Source organism: Paenibacillus sp. FSL W8-0919 (assembly GCF_038003785.1).
GTDB classification, from domain to species: Bacteria; Bacillota; Bacilli; order Paenibacillales; family Paenibacillaceae; genus Paenibacillus_AQ; species Paenibacillus_AQ lactis.
Genome location: NZ_JBBOPV010000001.1, coordinates 6,266,478 through 6,280,658 on the forward strand (window position 1 = coordinate 6,266,478; position 14,181 = coordinate 6,280,658).

The window sequence follows — 14,181 nt, forward strand, 5'->3', positions numbered from 1 at the left end:
TAGGATGTCTTTTGCGTAATGAAACCGCTTTAGTTCAATTGTAGCAATGAGGGGATGAACGGATAAGGTCATAACGATTGGGTCTAATTCCACTATTATTGGATCTTCTCTCCTGCATCCGTCACGCTCTGCCGGTATTGGCTCGGGCTTACCTGCTCCATGTCCCGGAACACTTTGACAAAATATTTGGATGTCTGGTAGCCGACCTGCTCCGCGATTTCAGCAACGGACAGGGGCGTTGCCGCCAGCAGCTCCTTCGCCCGCTGCACGCGCCGTCTTGTCAAATATTCGCTGAAGGTCAGCCCGGTCTGTTCCTTGAACAATACGCTGAAATAGCTCGCATTCAAGTGAAGCCCTTCAGCCACCTCCTTCAGGGATACCTGCGCCTGGAGATGCTCATCCACATACCGCATCGCCTCCTGCACCTGGACGCTGTACACCTTCTCCTGCCCTGCTGCCTCCAGGAGCTTCGGATCAACGAGCTTCTCCATCCGCGCTACGCGCTCCTTCTGGTCGCCGCGCTGAAGCGCCATCTCCACCGCTTCCACGAGCTTCCGCTTATCGATCGGCTTGAGCAAATAGTCCACCACGCCGAATTGGAGCGCCTTCCTTGCATAGTCGAACTCCGAATAACCGGAAATCACGATAATCACCGGAGGATGCCTCAGATCCTGCAGTCGCTCGATCAGCTCCAGCCCGCCGATTTCCGGCATGCGGATATCGGTCACAATGAGCTGCGCCTCGTGCTCCTGCAGCCATGCCAGCGCCTCAACGCCGCTGGCAGCGGTCTCGATCCGGTTGCGTCCGGAAGACCATGCTTCCAGTGTTTTTCGAATGCCTTCTCTTGTTCTCGGTTCATCATCCACGATCAATATCGTCTTCATGCGTCTCTTCCTCCCCGGGATTTCTACGGTACACGTTCGGGATCTCAAATGAGATGGTTGTTCCTGCGCCTGCCTCGCTCTGAATGCACAAGCCCGCTTGTCCGGCATCATAGTACAACCGCAAGCGCTGCTCGACGTTGGACAGGCCGACGCCGCTGTTTTTGGAAGACGGCACATGCCCTTTTTCCATGGAGGCATACAGGGACGCGAGGGTTTCCCCGTCCATGCCGGGTCCGTCATCCGATACGGACACCACCGTATGCCCCGGCCGTTCGGATGGCTGTGCCCGCACGATGACCGTGCCCGGTCCGAGCCGCTGCTCCACGCCATGGAGAATCGCATTTTCCACAATAGGCTGGATGAGCAGCTTCGGGATCGGAACCGCCCTGCTCGCCTCGTCCGCTTCAATCCTCCAAGAGAGGCGGTCCAGCATCCGCATTTTCATAATGATCAAATAGCGCTCGGCATGATCCAGCTCATCGCCGATCATCACCCACTCATCCTCATCCTTCAGGTTAATCACGTAACGAAACAAGCCCGACATGGCCACTACGATTTGAGCCAGCTCTTCTTCGCCCTGATCATCGAGCGCCCAATAAAACGCTTCCAGGGTGTTGAACAGAAAATGCGGGTTAATCTGCGCCTGCAGAGCCTTCAGCTCGGTCCGGCTCTGGATAAGCTCCTTCTGATACACCACCTCGATCAATTCGTTAAGCGAATCGACCATCTGGTTATACGTATTGGTAAGCTCGTTGATCTCCATCGTCTTCGAGGTGACCGATATCGGCTTCAGCGTGCCGAACCTTGCCCCTCGCATCGACTTGATCATCTTGAGAATCGGGCGGATAATCATCGTCGTCAAGATGAAGCTAAGGATTAGGAACAGCAGCGCGCCGACCGCGCCGGATACGATAACCGCCGTCCGCAGCACCGAAATGCCCTCTGTCGTATAATCCACCGGCGTCAAAATCACGAGCGTCCACCCCGTGGCTTCCGACTGCTTCTGCACCGCGATATAATCCTCGTTACCTATGGTGACCGTCTCGCCCTCGCGATGCAAAATCTCCTTGGAATCCACCGTCACGTCGAAATCGGAGGATATTTCATGGCCGGCTTGATCGAACAGCCCCATCGCTTCCCGGGATTGCCCCGTATCGCCCGCCGAGTCGGCGAGCTCGAAATAGCTCTTCTCCAGCCGGACGAGCAAGTACCCGCCATGTGCGAAGGATTGGTCAACCAGGCGGACCCGCCGCATGGCTACGACCACATCCTGATCCCGGGGATCCTGCCCGAACCATACAAGCTTGCCCATTCCCTCGTCCGCCATCGCGATCCATTCGCCCCTCACCCGGCTCGCCAGGCTCCCCTCATCCAGCGGAAACAATCGCCGATAATCGGTCGTATACAGCTCCAGCGATCGAATACCGGTCGCGTAGGCCTCATATTTGCGAACCTCCTGCTGCAAAGACTGCCGCTCGCCGAACGTAATCGGTTTGCCTCCGGTTTCCTGGGTCAGGAATCGCTGGACCGTGGCATTCGTGGACACTTGGGCGGTCAGCGTATCGACCTGCTTAAGCAGCACATCCAGCTTGCCCGTGGCTTGAACGGCGGTCTGCTGAATATGCTTTTCCGCACTGTTGCGGAGCAGCACGGATACCTGCTCGTATACAAATGCGCCTACCAGCGCAAGCACGATCACCATGACCAGCATAAACCCGAGAAATATTTGATTTCGCAGCGTATTCAGCCTGCCGAATCGGTTCATGTTCCAAGCACACCCCTTCCCGTGGATGAACAGACTGTTATTCGCTGTGCACATCATGAGTGAGCGAAGCGAAAGCTTCGCCTCATGAGAAAGTTATAACAAACGATATCGGCTTAAGTCTATGGCTATGTTTATACTCGTAAGGAAATCCTTTGTAAGTTGAACAAATGAATGTAGTTAGGGCAAGTATGTAGAGTATTCCTTCAATCGCTGTTAGGCAAAAAAGAGGAAGGGCGCAGAATATGACTCTCTCGCCCTTCCTCATTCGCACATGCTCAGCTCTACACGGGATACAGCTCCTGATGCCGCTCCAATTCTCTTCGGCACGCCTTGCACAATCCTCTGACAGCCCCCGAAGCATCGGCATAAAACGTCAGCTTGCGCCGCTGCTTGCATCGGCTGCAGACCTGTCCTCTGCCCGTACCTCCGCTTCTTCGGCTTCTCGATTTCAGATCGATCACGTTACCGCCCTTCGCTGCTTGCCGTGTACGTCTTAATCGAGCGAAAAATACGGAAACGAAAACTGCGATGATTATGACCGCAATTCCGACCGCCACCTCCACGCCGGCCCACCTCCTCGCTCTTTAGGGCGCCAGAACCCGCTTTTTGGCCCTGTCTGGATTCCGGCTTCTATGCCCTCTTCCGGATTCCCTTCTGTCTCTTACAGTCTAACAAATGAGGTGCCCGTTCGGAAAGCAGCCTATTAAACCCTATTCCCATTCCGATGGAGGTGCCCATAAATGACCGCAATACAAGCGAAAGATCGGAATACGCCTTGTGCGCCTTGCTTCTGGCTAAAGCTTAATTTCCTGTTAAAAAACGCCTCTCGACCCAAACTCCCGGTGCCCCCGCAGTAATACACTCCCAACCATCAACAATATATTTGGTTCCTACCGTGCCCAGCTCCGCCCTATTTTCGTTCACAACACGATCACCCTTTTTCCAGCTACCCTGTGTTGGGATGGCCGGGCCTGTAACAGCAACGTTGTCGCCTTCCATTCTAATCTTGGTATACGTTGAATTAAATGAACCCACAGGGCCTGCTGATCGCGTTTTCCATCGTTCGCCCGTCGAGAGGAAATATCCGAGATCATAGACGTGCACGCCATTGCCTACAGGGATATCAACCCAATGCGTATACTGCCCGGCCATTTTGCCTCGGTAGAGTCTGATTTTTGACAATTGCATTTCAGGCCGATTCGACACATTGAGATATGGAACTTGAGCTGCCGGATTGGTCACGTGAGCACTTTGTTCCCCTCCGCCCCATCTTCCAACCTCCCGATCTACAGGGCCGAAGTAGTACACTGCCTGATAGTAATACGTCCCAGCAGCTTCATCAAAGCTCGTATGGTTTGTGACGGGCACCCCGAACAGCACGAAATTCCTTGTGAACTCTGCCTCGTTGATACTCGTGAATATTCGATTATCCGAAATGTAACTGTCTTTCGAGTAGAGCGGGCTGGCGTTCTCCCACTGTTCCGAAATTTTGGTACCGTCAAAGCTTATTTTTGCCGCCGTAGCCATTCCGAATGAAGGATCCAATGCGAACTGCGGACGCCGGAAGAAGTTTGTGATTTTGACATTCGTATTCTTGAAGTAAGCATCAAAATAATCGGGATCCGTGTAATTCTTCGACTGATCGGTTCTGCCCCTTAAGTGTATAACTGCATAGTTTTCGATGATGCACGGCATGGACGGTTTGTCGTTGGCTGCACCGGTTATCGTTAATGGGATCGGCTGATAATCCTTGTGGTACCAGTGATATATGTCCCTCAGCGTTACCTGGCTGGAGATGATATGAATCTTTCCGTGTTCGCAATGGAAATTCTCGATGGAAACGCCCATGGATTTATTGATCCGTATATCCCCGTTTATGCATCCAGCGATTTTTCCGCCATTGCAATATTCCAGGTTCAGCAGATTAAAATTGCTGTCCGCGGCACCTGCTGTATGGCACCGATCGATAAAGAGCCCGTCGCCGTTGTATTTAATGTCAATCAGCGGGTCTGTGCCCATACAGTTCACAAAATAAAGTTTCTCAAGATGCATCATATCGGAGTAATCGCCGTCACTGAACCCCTCTTTCAAAATCCCTTTGTACACACCTCTAAATGTGATGTTACGAAAATTTGTTTTCCCTCTGGTGTAGAACGCCTTAGCGTCCGACAATTGATGAGGGTTTTCGAATTTGAGGTTTTGGATGGTAGGAACCTGTTCCCCACCCCATTTCACGATGGTCGAGTTTTGGAGGGTTGAGTTCACGTAAAACAAAAATCCACCTGTCAACGTCCCGCCGCTCAAAGGGATTATCTTGGCCAGATTCCCTTCAATGCTCACATTATGTGGGATTATGACTGTATTCTTAATGCCGTAAGTTTTAGTCCCATTAAGAATGATAGTCCCAGCCTTGCCCCCCAATTTATCGATCGCGTCCAAGAAAGCTTGAGTATCATCGGAGCCATCACCAGCCGCACCAAATTGAGAAATGCTCACTCCAAAATCGAATTGTTGATCACGGATTTGCTTGTCCATCGGATGCCACCGCCTTCTCTTTGATGGCCATTGCAGCATTGCCATTAGCAGGAGCAAACGCCGTCCCATCCCCCAGCGTATCATCAGCCGCATCTGCCTTGATCTTTACCTTCATACCTCCATCATCGCTGTCGGCCAGGTTGATCGCTTCGCCGGCGTTGTTGTATTGCTTGTTAAGCAATGGTGCAGCATCATACGCACTGCTCATACATGGTTCGCTCCTTTTTTGACTGGTTTGGACCTCGCCGGTCGTTACTTCATCATATGCTATGTTTTCATGTGTGCCTTCGGTTTGTATTGTTTCGCTAACATAGCAGCAAGGATACTGGGAGAAGTCACCTTCCTCCAACACAAAAAAGCCTTCTTGCTCCCCTTACAGGGGAAGAAGGCTTTCGCTGTGCTCTCGTTCATACAACCGGCATGATGTCAGATCTTTAACTCACCGAGTTTTATCAACTCAACGACAGCTTGCGAACGGCCCTTGACGTTTAGCTTCTGCATGACGTTGGAAATGTGGTTACGCACCGTCTTTTCGCTAATAAACAACTGCCCGGCGATGTCGCGAGTCGTTTTGTCTTGAACGAGCAATTCAAACACTTCGCGTTCACGGTGGGTTAACAAGAACTTGCTGTTATGGTCGGTCCCCTTCAATGGTGTCACCCCTCCTTGCCCGGGTATGTGTGGTCTAACAAGGTTTAGGGATACAGTCAACTCATATTATGTTGAAAATGGGGGGATGGTGCGCGTGCTGCCGCCATTTGGGCGTATTATCGACGATTAGTGATTTTTATCCTTGCTTATCCGCACACGTTGTTCTATGATGATGTTGTTAAAAATTATTTTCTTTTCATTTTCATTTTCAATAAAATTATTTTCATGAATTCGCACCTGATGCCGCACGATAAGCTTACCGGGAATCAGTGAAAAAAGGAGGCTTGCGATGACACCGATCCTGCATATTATCTCTGTCGAAAAGGACCGCCTGCCCCGGCAGGAAAGACGGCTCGCAGAGTTCATTTTGGCGGCCCCGTCCGAGATCGTGCACATGGGCATTAAGGATCTTGCCGATCAGTGCGAAGTCAGCGCCGCGACGGTAACCCGCTTTTGCAAAAATTTTCAATGCAAAGGGTATCCTGATTTTAAGCTCAAGCTTGCCTCTGAGATTGCGCATGCCGAGATGGCAGCGCGGACCGGCAACACCCGCTATCAGGATATCGTGGCCGGGAATCCGCTCGCAGGCATCGTCGAGGCGATCGAATCCAATCATCTGACCTCGATTCGGGACACCACGGAGCTCCTTGATCTCGGGCAGCTGGAACGGGCAGTGGATGCCCTGTGCCGCGCCAAGCGGATCGATCTGTACGGCGTTGCTACTTCATCGATCGTGGCCCAGGACTTCTATCAGAAGCTGATCCGGATCGGCAAGAACTGCACGGCCTTCGCAGACTCCCATATGCAGATCACATCGGCTTCGACCTTGACGTCAAGCGATGTGGCCGTAGCGGTCTCCTACTCGGGCGAAACGCCCGAAACGATTGATGCGCTTGCTTGCGCAAAGGACGCCGGCGCATTTACGATCAGCATCACTTCTTATCGAAGCAGCGCGATATCTGCCTTGGCGGATATCACACTGTATTCTTCCTCGCTGGAGGAAGGCATGCGCCGGGGCGATATGGCTTCCCGGATCGCGCAGCTTCACATTATCGACATCCTGTTCATGGGAATGGCCAGCCGTGACTTTTCCACGTATGTACCGAGGCTGGAACAGTCCTATCTGAATGTTAAAAACTACCGCAAAAGCCGAGGAGGACATTGAAGACATGAATATTTTCATACTGCGTAACGAAGAACAATTTGTACAAACAGGCGCCAGCCTGATCTCGGGACTGCTGCACACGAATCCACGGGCAACCCTGGGTCTGGCTACGGGCAGCACGCCGATCGGTTTGTACGCCAAGCTGATTGAAATGAACAAGCAAGGGCTGGTCAGCTTCGCGCAGGCTACGACTTACAATCTGGACGAGTATGTCGGTCTGCCTGAGAACCATCCGGAAAGCTACCGGACCTTCATGAACGAAAAGTTCTTCAACCATATCGATATTCAGATCGAGCGGACGCATGTGCCAAACGGCAATGCAGCAAATCTCGAAGAAGAGTGCCTGAATTACGACCGGATGCTCGAAGAGCACGGCCCGGTCGACCTTCAGCTTCTCGGCATCGGCCATAACGGTCACATCGGCTTCAACGAGCCTGGCGAATCCCTTACCGGGGGAACCCATTTGGTTGAGCTTCAGGAGAAGACTCGCACGGCGAATGCAAGATTCTTCCCTTCCTTGGACGATGTCCCTACCCATGCCATCACGATGGGAGTGGCCAGCATTCTAAAGGCCCGTCAGATCCTTCTTCTCGTTCGGGGCGAGGATAAAGCCGAAATCGTGCATCGCGCACTGAAGGGGCCAATTACAACGGAATGTCCTGCATCCCTTCTTCAGTGCCACTCCAATGTGGTCGTTCTTCTCGACCAAGGCGCAGGGAGACTGTTCGTATGAAAAACGACACCTTAGCTCAAATGCAACTGCTGTATGGAAACGTGCTGACACCAACAGGTCTGATCCAGGAAGGCGTGCTCGCCATCGCAGGAGAGAAGATTGTTTATGCCGGTGAAGCTGCCGGATTGCCGGCCGAGCTTCAGCAAAATAATGCTCAAGTGCTCAAGCACCCGGATGGTTACATCATTCCCGGCTTCATCGATATTCATGTCCATGGCGGCAACCGCGAAGACTTCATGGATTCGAGCAAGGAAGTTTTGGATAAAATCACATCGTTCCACAGCTCCCAAGGCACGACGGCAATGCTGGCGACGACGATGACCGCGCCGAAGGCAGATATCGACCGGGTTCTGAATGAGGTACAGAATTACCGTAATCAAGAGATGCCTTATACCCGGCTTGAAGGCGTACATCTCGAGGGGCCATTCATCAGCCCAAAATGGCCTGGAGCTCAAAACCCCGAGCATATCGTCCTGGCGAACATCGAGTGGCTCGAGGAATGGGTATCGACGTATCCTGGCCTTGTTCGGCAGGTCACCCTTGCCCCTGAGCGCGAAGGCGCACTGGAAGCCGTGAAATGGCTTAGCAGCCATGGTATTGTCGCTGCGCTGGGTCATACCGATGCAACCTATGAAGAAGTCGAGGCGGCCGTTGAGGCCGGTCTGAGCCATGGCGTGCATACATTCAATGCCATGACGGGTCTGCATCACCGCAAACCCGGCGTCGTCGGAGCCATGCTGAGCGATGACCGTCTGAGCTGCGAGATCATTGCCGACGGCATCCATGTTCATCCGGCAGCGATGCGAATTCTGGCTCGCGTGAAGCCTCAAGATAAGCTCATCCTTATTACGGATGCGATGTCCGCAGCAGGGATGCCTGACGGCGAATACACCATAGGCGATTTGCCTGTCGTCGTAGAGGATGGCATCGCTACGCTCAAGAGCAACCGCAACAGTCTGGCAGGCAGTACCTTGACCATGATCAAGGGCTTCCAGCTTCTCGTTCGCGAGGTTGGGTTAAGCCTGGAGCAGGCTTCGCTTGCCGCCAGCACGAACCCGGCCAGGAAGATCGGCATCGACGACCGCACCGGTTCGCTTGAAGCCGGCAAGCTCGCCGATGTGCTGCTGCTTGATCATAAGCTTGAGCTGCAGGGCGTATGGATTCAAGGAACGCGCAAACATTAAGCTGTAACAGCGATCGAAGTATGAAGGAACATGCAAAGGAGCTGCCATGTTAAGGATGTACTCATCCTAACGGGCAGCTCCTTTAGCTACAGCGAATGTTTCGGTTTTACCGGCTGTTCCGGTTCCCGCCGAACCATCCATCGTCCGTATCGTTTCTCATGAGATTGCCGCGGGTATCATTCATGCCGTCACGTCCGCCAAGGTTAAGCGGGAAGATGCGGTTGATCCATGAACCGAAATCACGGGAAAGCGTACCGAACGTGTTGCCGGCATTGCCGTTGGTAGCAAATCCGTTTGCTTGCTGATAAAAATCCTGATCCGAGGAAACATAAACCTGCTGGATATGCGGAGCCGTCTTGCGAATTTTGCTGCTGATTTCCATACGGATATGCTGCGGAACATCATTAGCGTTATTATTTGTGTTCATCATTCCCATATTGTTACCGTTATAAGTTCCATAAGGCACGCCGTTAATGCCTGTTCCGATTCGGGTGTCGTTCATGTTGCCGTCAGTGCCTCTCGTACCTGTCATCGTGTTGGTACGCGGGGTATTCATCGTATTGAAGCCGCCGTCAGCGAAGCCGTTGTTCCGCGTCGTACCGCGAACTCCGAAACCGCGCGTATCCGCATTGCCGCCAAGGCCTGTACCAAATCCGGTATTGTTATCTACGGTACGTCTGGTATTGTCGGTCATATCGCGAAGAAGACCGACACTACCGGTGCTTGTGTTATACGTGCCGTCCATCGCATTGCTGCGGGTTCTAGTCGTCATCGTTCTGCCGGTACCGGGACTAATTCCCGTCGTACGTCCGTTGATGCTGTTGGTTTGTGCTCCGCCGTTCTGGTTGTCCAGAGCCAGCGAGACATAAGCGTTACGGTTGGTTACAAACACATGCGCAGAGCCTACGCCGCTGATGCGGGACACTTTAGCGGAAAGCTCCCGGCTGTATTTCAGATTTGTAAGGTCGTGCTGCGTGCCTGTTGGAGTTTGGTTGTTCCGAATGGAATTTACCCCGACACGGCCGCCGTCGACATTATTCGTGCGCGTCGTATTGCCGTTGTTCGCTTTGCCGTTGTTCGCATTGCCGCATCCTGCAACTGCGGTCATGCTGAGAAGCAGGGCCGCGGAGACGGTCAGGTTGAGGGCTTTCGATTTAATCATGTTCATCCTCCATCTCTATAATAAGTGTAGTAACACCGTTAGGATGGCTTTGCGGCAGTAGCGGTATGCTGAAAGGTTTTAACATGGAATATAAGTGTATCCTCGGTTCAACGGCACTCCTGTATGCGAAACACCCGCTTTTCGGTCCGCTGCCATATAAAAAATGCCGATGGAATTCCATCGGCATTTGATATGGATCAGCTTACGGACTTAGCGGGCTCGGCTTCGCGCATACTCCATAATATCGGCGACCGATTCCGCCAGCCTATACCTTGGCGTCCAGCCTAGCGACTTCAGAAGAGCGGCTCCTTGCCCATCACCGCTTCCTTTATTAAGTGAATCGGCCGACAAAGGACTCGATTCAGGGCCCCAATCGATAGGCACCGCTTCCTGCGTCAAACCAAGGAGCGCCTGGGTCAGCTCTTCGAGCGTATGATTTTCTCCGGATTCGATCGGGTAGGTTACGCCTGGCGTACCGTGGCTTAATAGATATCCGTATGCACACACCGCATCCCGCACGTCCAGGAAATCCCTGGATTCGTGACGCGAGCTTATTTTAAATACCGGACGCGGTCTTCCGGCTTCGAAGTCGGCGATATAGCGAGCCAGCAGCGTGCAAAAGCCTCTGGATTCTCCCGGGCCGATTAGATTGGATGGCTCCGCTAAAATAATCGGCTGGTTATACAGACTGTGCCAGGCGGCAGCGGCCCATGTGCCAAAGGTTTTGCTGAGACTATATGGATGCGGCACGGCGGCCGGCCCTTTGGCCGGATCGATGCTGAGACGCGAGCCCACCATGAGGATGACGCTATCCGGACGATGGCGGCGCAGCGCCTCAAACAAGTAGACGGGAGCCATCGCATTGCTCTCCATATATTGATCAGGATGCTCCCACGACTCGGAAGCTGAATTTTTTCCGGCCAAATGCAGAACATAATCAGGAAGACTCTCCTTCACCAATCGTTCGGTTTGCTCCCGATCCTCCAAATGGCATTCCCGCGGAAGCACATCCGGGATGGCCTTAAGCCGTGTCAAATCCCGTCCAGCAGCGATAACCGTGCAGCCCTGGCGGATAAAATACGCACAGGCATGAAGGCCGGTAAACCCGGAGGCTCCTGTAATGAGAAGCTTTTTCTTATTTAATGTGCCTGCTGCCATTCATACATCTCCTTTAACATGCGAACATAATCGGGGAACGGATACACGGCATCCAGCCGTGTATTCCGGAGCGTACGGTCCTGAACGAACTCATCGGACGGCACAACATCGACGTCTTGCTTTCCCCATATGTCCTTGAACAACAGCAGCAAATCGTATTTGCTAACCGGATTGGGATGACCGAGATGTATCAATCCTCCGACATCCTTATTCATGAAGAAATCGATGGCTTTCGCCAGTTCCAGGGTCGTGACTCCATTCCATTTGACGGCACGGTATCCCGTAACCTCCCCCCGCTGCTTCATGAACCAGTTGAACAAGCCGATTCCGCTCGGGCGGATCTCCGGACCGATAATAGAAGTCCGTATCGTTAAATGATCGGGCTCACGCACCTCACCCAGCGCCTTCGTAAGCGCGTAGGCGGAGATTCCATCGGGAAGATCATCTTCCCGATAGCCTCCTTTGTTCCCAAGAAACACACAATCCGTGCTGATGTGGATAAGACGTGCCGAGATGGCGTCCGCCAAATAACGCAGACGGTGCGGCAGGAAGCCGTTGATATGATATGCATTTATTTTGTCATCCTCAGCCCGTTGATTCAAGACCCCGACGGCGTTAATGATAATATCCGGCCTTACCGCCCGAACGACATGCTCCACTGCGCTCATATCGGTAACATCCAGCACCAGGCTTTTGGAATCGCAACTGTCTCGGGTGGTATAAAAGACATGGTGCTTGCCTGATTGCTGAAAGTACTGAACAAGGATATGCCCAGCCATTCCGTTTCCCCCGAGAATGAGCATTTTCATGACAAGAAGCCTCCGCGCCGCAGGATCTCGCGAATTTCGTCTTTATTCATTAAATTATGCTCGGAGCTGAAACTGCTGAACGATACCTTCGGCAGGCCTTGATACCGCTCTTTCAGATTCGGAATGTCGAGGGTCGGAAGAATAACCAGGTACTCGTCGTCATAGACGACGGTCGTCAAGCTTTCGAAATCACTCATCAGAATTTCATGGATTTTCTCGCCGGGCCGTGTGCCGGTTTCAACCAGGCTGACCTCGCTTCTTCCGGATGCCTCGATCAGCACGTCCGCCAAATCGACGATCCGGCAGGTCGGCATCATCATCACGAAGATTTCGCCGCCTACGCTTTCAACGGATGCTTTGAACAGCAGGGAGATGGCATCCTTCAGCGTAAGGAAAAAGCGCGTCATATTTTTATCGGTGATACTGATCTGACCCTTCTGCCTAATTTGGCTGTTGAATACATGTACGACGCTTCCGTTGGTTCCCAGCACGTTGCCGCCCCGGACACAGACGAACTTCGTCGTCGGGCTCAGCAGGTTCGCGTAGACGATCAGCTTCTCGCCGATCGCTTTGGTCATGCCGTAGAAATTGGACGGGTTGGCCGCCTTGTCGGTCGATATATAAATGACCTTTTTCACATTGTTCTCAATGGCGGCCTCGATCACATGCTGCGTGCCGACCACATTGGTCTTCAGCGCCTCGTAGGGATGCTCCTCGCACACGGGAACATGCTTCAGCGCCGCCAGATGAAATACGTAATCGACGCCCTGACAAGCCGCGGTAAGCGCCTCCTTATCGCGAATATCTCCGATCCGGAACGTCAACCGCGGATCCTCGAACTCACGGTCCATCGCTACCTGCGTCGCCTCGCTTCTGGAATAAACGATAACCTGCTTCGGATCCATCGGCAGCAGCTGGCTGATCAATTCATGTCCCCAAGAGCCTGTGCCGCCGGTCACCAAAATCCGTTGATTAGTGAACATTCATTTTCCCCCCAAGCACAAATTTTACGACGGTATGCGACACATTGTCCGCCAGATAGCCCTCCGGGCACTTCCAGTCACGGCTCAGCTGCGTCATGAGCTTAACCGCCCCGTGAATTCGCTCGGCATCAAGGCCGGAAACGATATTGCTGCCGCAGTCCACCGTTTCGGGCCGCTCCGTCGTCCGTCGAACCGTTACCGTGGGCACATGCATAATGCAGCATTCTTCTTGTACGGTACCGCTGTCCGTAATAGCGCATAGTGCCTCTTTCTCCAGCCTTACAAAATCAAAAAAGCCGAACGGCTCATGAAATTCGATTAGCGGATGAAGCGGAACGTCCGCCACCTCTTGCAAACGCGAAGCCGTCCGAGGATGCAGGCTGGTGATCAAACGGTGGCCGAAGCTTTCCGCGACGGCATTCAGCCCTCTGAAGATTTCTCTCAAATGCTCAGGCCGATCGACATTTTCCGACCGGTGAATCGTTACCAGAAAGTACTGCCGGCTGGTTAAGGACAGCTTTTCCATAATCATGCTTTTACTGACCTTGGCATCATAATGCTTCAAAACTTCATAGATCGGATTACCGGTTAGGACAATGCGCTGACTGGGAAATCCTTCCCGGAGCAGATGATTTTTGCTGTAGCTTGTATATGGCATATTGATGGTGGAAACCGCGTCGATGATTCGGCGGTTCTTCTCCTCGGGCACCTCCAGGTCAAAACAGCGATTCCCCGCCTCCATATGCACGACGGGATATCCCAACCGCTCGGCCAGTATGGCGCATAACGCACTGTTCGTATCGCCAAGGAGCAGTACAGTGTCCGGCTGCTCCTTCTGCAAAATTTCCTCGATGCGGCTAAACATGACGGATAGCTGTCCACCCAAAGTGGCCTGCCGATCCTGAAGCACATAATCCGGGGCACGGAGACCCATCTCCGAAAAAAATATTCCGCTTAGCGTTTCCGTGAAGTTTTGCCCCGTATGAACAAGCACATGCCGCTTCGCATACCGATCCAGAAGAGGAATGATCAAGCTTAGCCGAATAATTTCAGGCCTTGTACCCAAGATCGTCATGACTTTCATATTGGATTCTCCCTTGCCAACTTAATCACAGATCCGAGGGCGATCATTGACGCAGCACGATCATTCTT

General features: G+C 52.7%; 14 protein-coding genes. 3 read left to right on the forward strand and 11 right to left on the reverse strand.

Going from position 1 to position 14,181, the window contains the following annotated elements; all coding sequences use genetic code 11:
* Positions 1-95: 95 nt before the first annotated feature.
* The 6 genes from NST44_RS28425 to NST44_RS28450 form a co-directional block, all read right to left on the reverse strand.
* Complete coding sequence (locus NST44_RS28425) at positions 96-884, reverse strand: response regulator transcription factor (RefSeq protein WP_028406779.1); 789 nt, start codon at positions 882-884, stop codon at positions 96-98.
* On the reverse strand, positions 859-2,649 hold the full coding sequence (locus NST44_RS28430; protein WP_340901235.1) for a cache domain-containing sensor histidine kinase: 1,791 nt from the start codon (positions 2,647-2,649) through the stop codon (positions 859-861). The genes NST44_RS28425 and NST44_RS28430 overlap by 26 nt, the downstream gene beginning before the upstream one ends.
* A gap of 281 nt (positions 2,650-2,930) precedes the next feature.
* On the reverse strand, positions 2,931-3,212 hold the full coding sequence (locus NST44_RS28435) for a hypothetical protein (protein WP_210095151.1): 282 nt from the start codon (positions 3,210-3,212) through the stop codon (positions 2,931-2,933).
* A gap of 238 nt (positions 3,213-3,450) precedes the next feature.
* Positions 3,451-5,184 (reverse strand): hypothetical protein, encoded by a 1,734-nt coding sequence (locus NST44_RS28440; RefSeq protein WP_213616064.1) that lies wholly within the window; start codon positions 5,182-5,184, stop codon positions 3,451-3,453.
* On the reverse strand, positions 5,165-5,536 hold the full coding sequence (locus NST44_RS28445) for a hypothetical protein (protein WP_213616061.1): 372 nt from the start codon (positions 5,534-5,536) through the stop codon (positions 5,165-5,167). Before NST44_RS28445 ends, NST44_RS28440 begins: the two co-directional genes overlap by 20 nt.
* Before the next feature lie 74 nt (positions 5,537-5,610).
* Positions 5,611-5,835, reverse strand: coding sequence for a helix-turn-helix domain-containing protein (locus NST44_RS28450; RefSeq protein ID WP_006208732.1), 225 nt, complete (start codon positions 5,833-5,835; stop codon positions 5,611-5,613).
* A 289-nt stretch (positions 5,836-6,124) separates the two neighbouring features.
* Between NST44_RS28450 and NST44_RS28455 the strand changes: the two genes are divergently transcribed.
* From NST44_RS28455 to nagA, 3 genes are read left to right on the forward strand one after another with little or no spacing between them, the layout of a single operon-like run.
* A complete protein-coding gene (locus tag NST44_RS28455; protein WP_007130783.1) occupies positions 6,125-7,000 on the forward strand; it encodes a MurR/RpiR family transcriptional regulator in 876 nt (291 codons plus the stop codon).
* Between the two features lie 4 nt (positions 7,001-7,004).
* Entirely contained in the window at positions 7,005-7,733 is a 729-nt protein-coding gene (nagB, locus tag NST44_RS28460; RefSeq protein WP_210095154.1) for a glucosamine-6-phosphate deaminase, read from the forward strand.
* Positions 7,730-8,917, forward strand: coding sequence for an N-acetylglucosamine-6-phosphate deacetylase (gene nagA / locus NST44_RS28465; RefSeq protein WP_213616059.1), 1,188 nt, complete (start codon positions 7,730-7,732; stop codon positions 8,915-8,917). Before nagB ends, nagA begins: the two co-directional genes overlap by 4 nt.
* A 106-nt stretch (positions 8,918-9,023) precedes the next feature.
* On the opposite strand, the gene NST44_RS28470 is transcribed toward nagA, so the two are convergent.
* The 5 genes from NST44_RS28470 to wecB form a co-directional block, all read right to left on the reverse strand.
* Positions 9,024-10,079, reverse strand: coding sequence for a YhcN/YlaJ family sporulation lipoprotein (locus NST44_RS28470; protein ID WP_007130786.1), 1,056 nt, complete (start codon positions 10,077-10,079; stop codon positions 9,024-9,026).
* Between the two features lie 210 nt (positions 10,080-10,289).
* Positions 10,290-11,237, reverse strand: a complete 948-nt coding sequence (locus NST44_RS28475) for an NAD-dependent epimerase/dehydratase family protein (RefSeq protein WP_213616057.1) — start codon at positions 11,235-11,237, stop codon at positions 10,290-10,292.
* A complete protein-coding gene (locus NST44_RS28480; RefSeq protein ID WP_007130788.1) occupies positions 11,219-12,046 on the reverse strand; it encodes a dTDP-4-dehydrorhamnose reductase family protein in 828 nt (275 codons plus the stop codon). The genes NST44_RS28475 and NST44_RS28480 overlap by 19 nt, the downstream gene beginning before the upstream one ends.
* Positions 12,043-13,029 (reverse strand): polysaccharide biosynthesis protein, encoded by a 987-nt coding sequence (locus NST44_RS28485; protein WP_007130789.1) that lies wholly within the window; start codon positions 13,027-13,029, stop codon positions 12,043-12,045. Before NST44_RS28485 ends, NST44_RS28480 begins: the two co-directional genes overlap by 4 nt.
* Positions 13,019-14,113: a non-hydrolyzing UDP-N-acetylglucosamine 2-epimerase gene (gene wecB, locus NST44_RS28490; protein ID WP_251537046.1), complete on the reverse strand. Its 1,095-nt coding sequence runs from the start codon at positions 14,111-14,113 to the stop codon at positions 13,019-13,021. Before wecB ends, NST44_RS28485 begins: the two co-directional genes overlap by 11 nt.
* Positions 14,114-14,181: the final 68 nt, after the last annotated feature.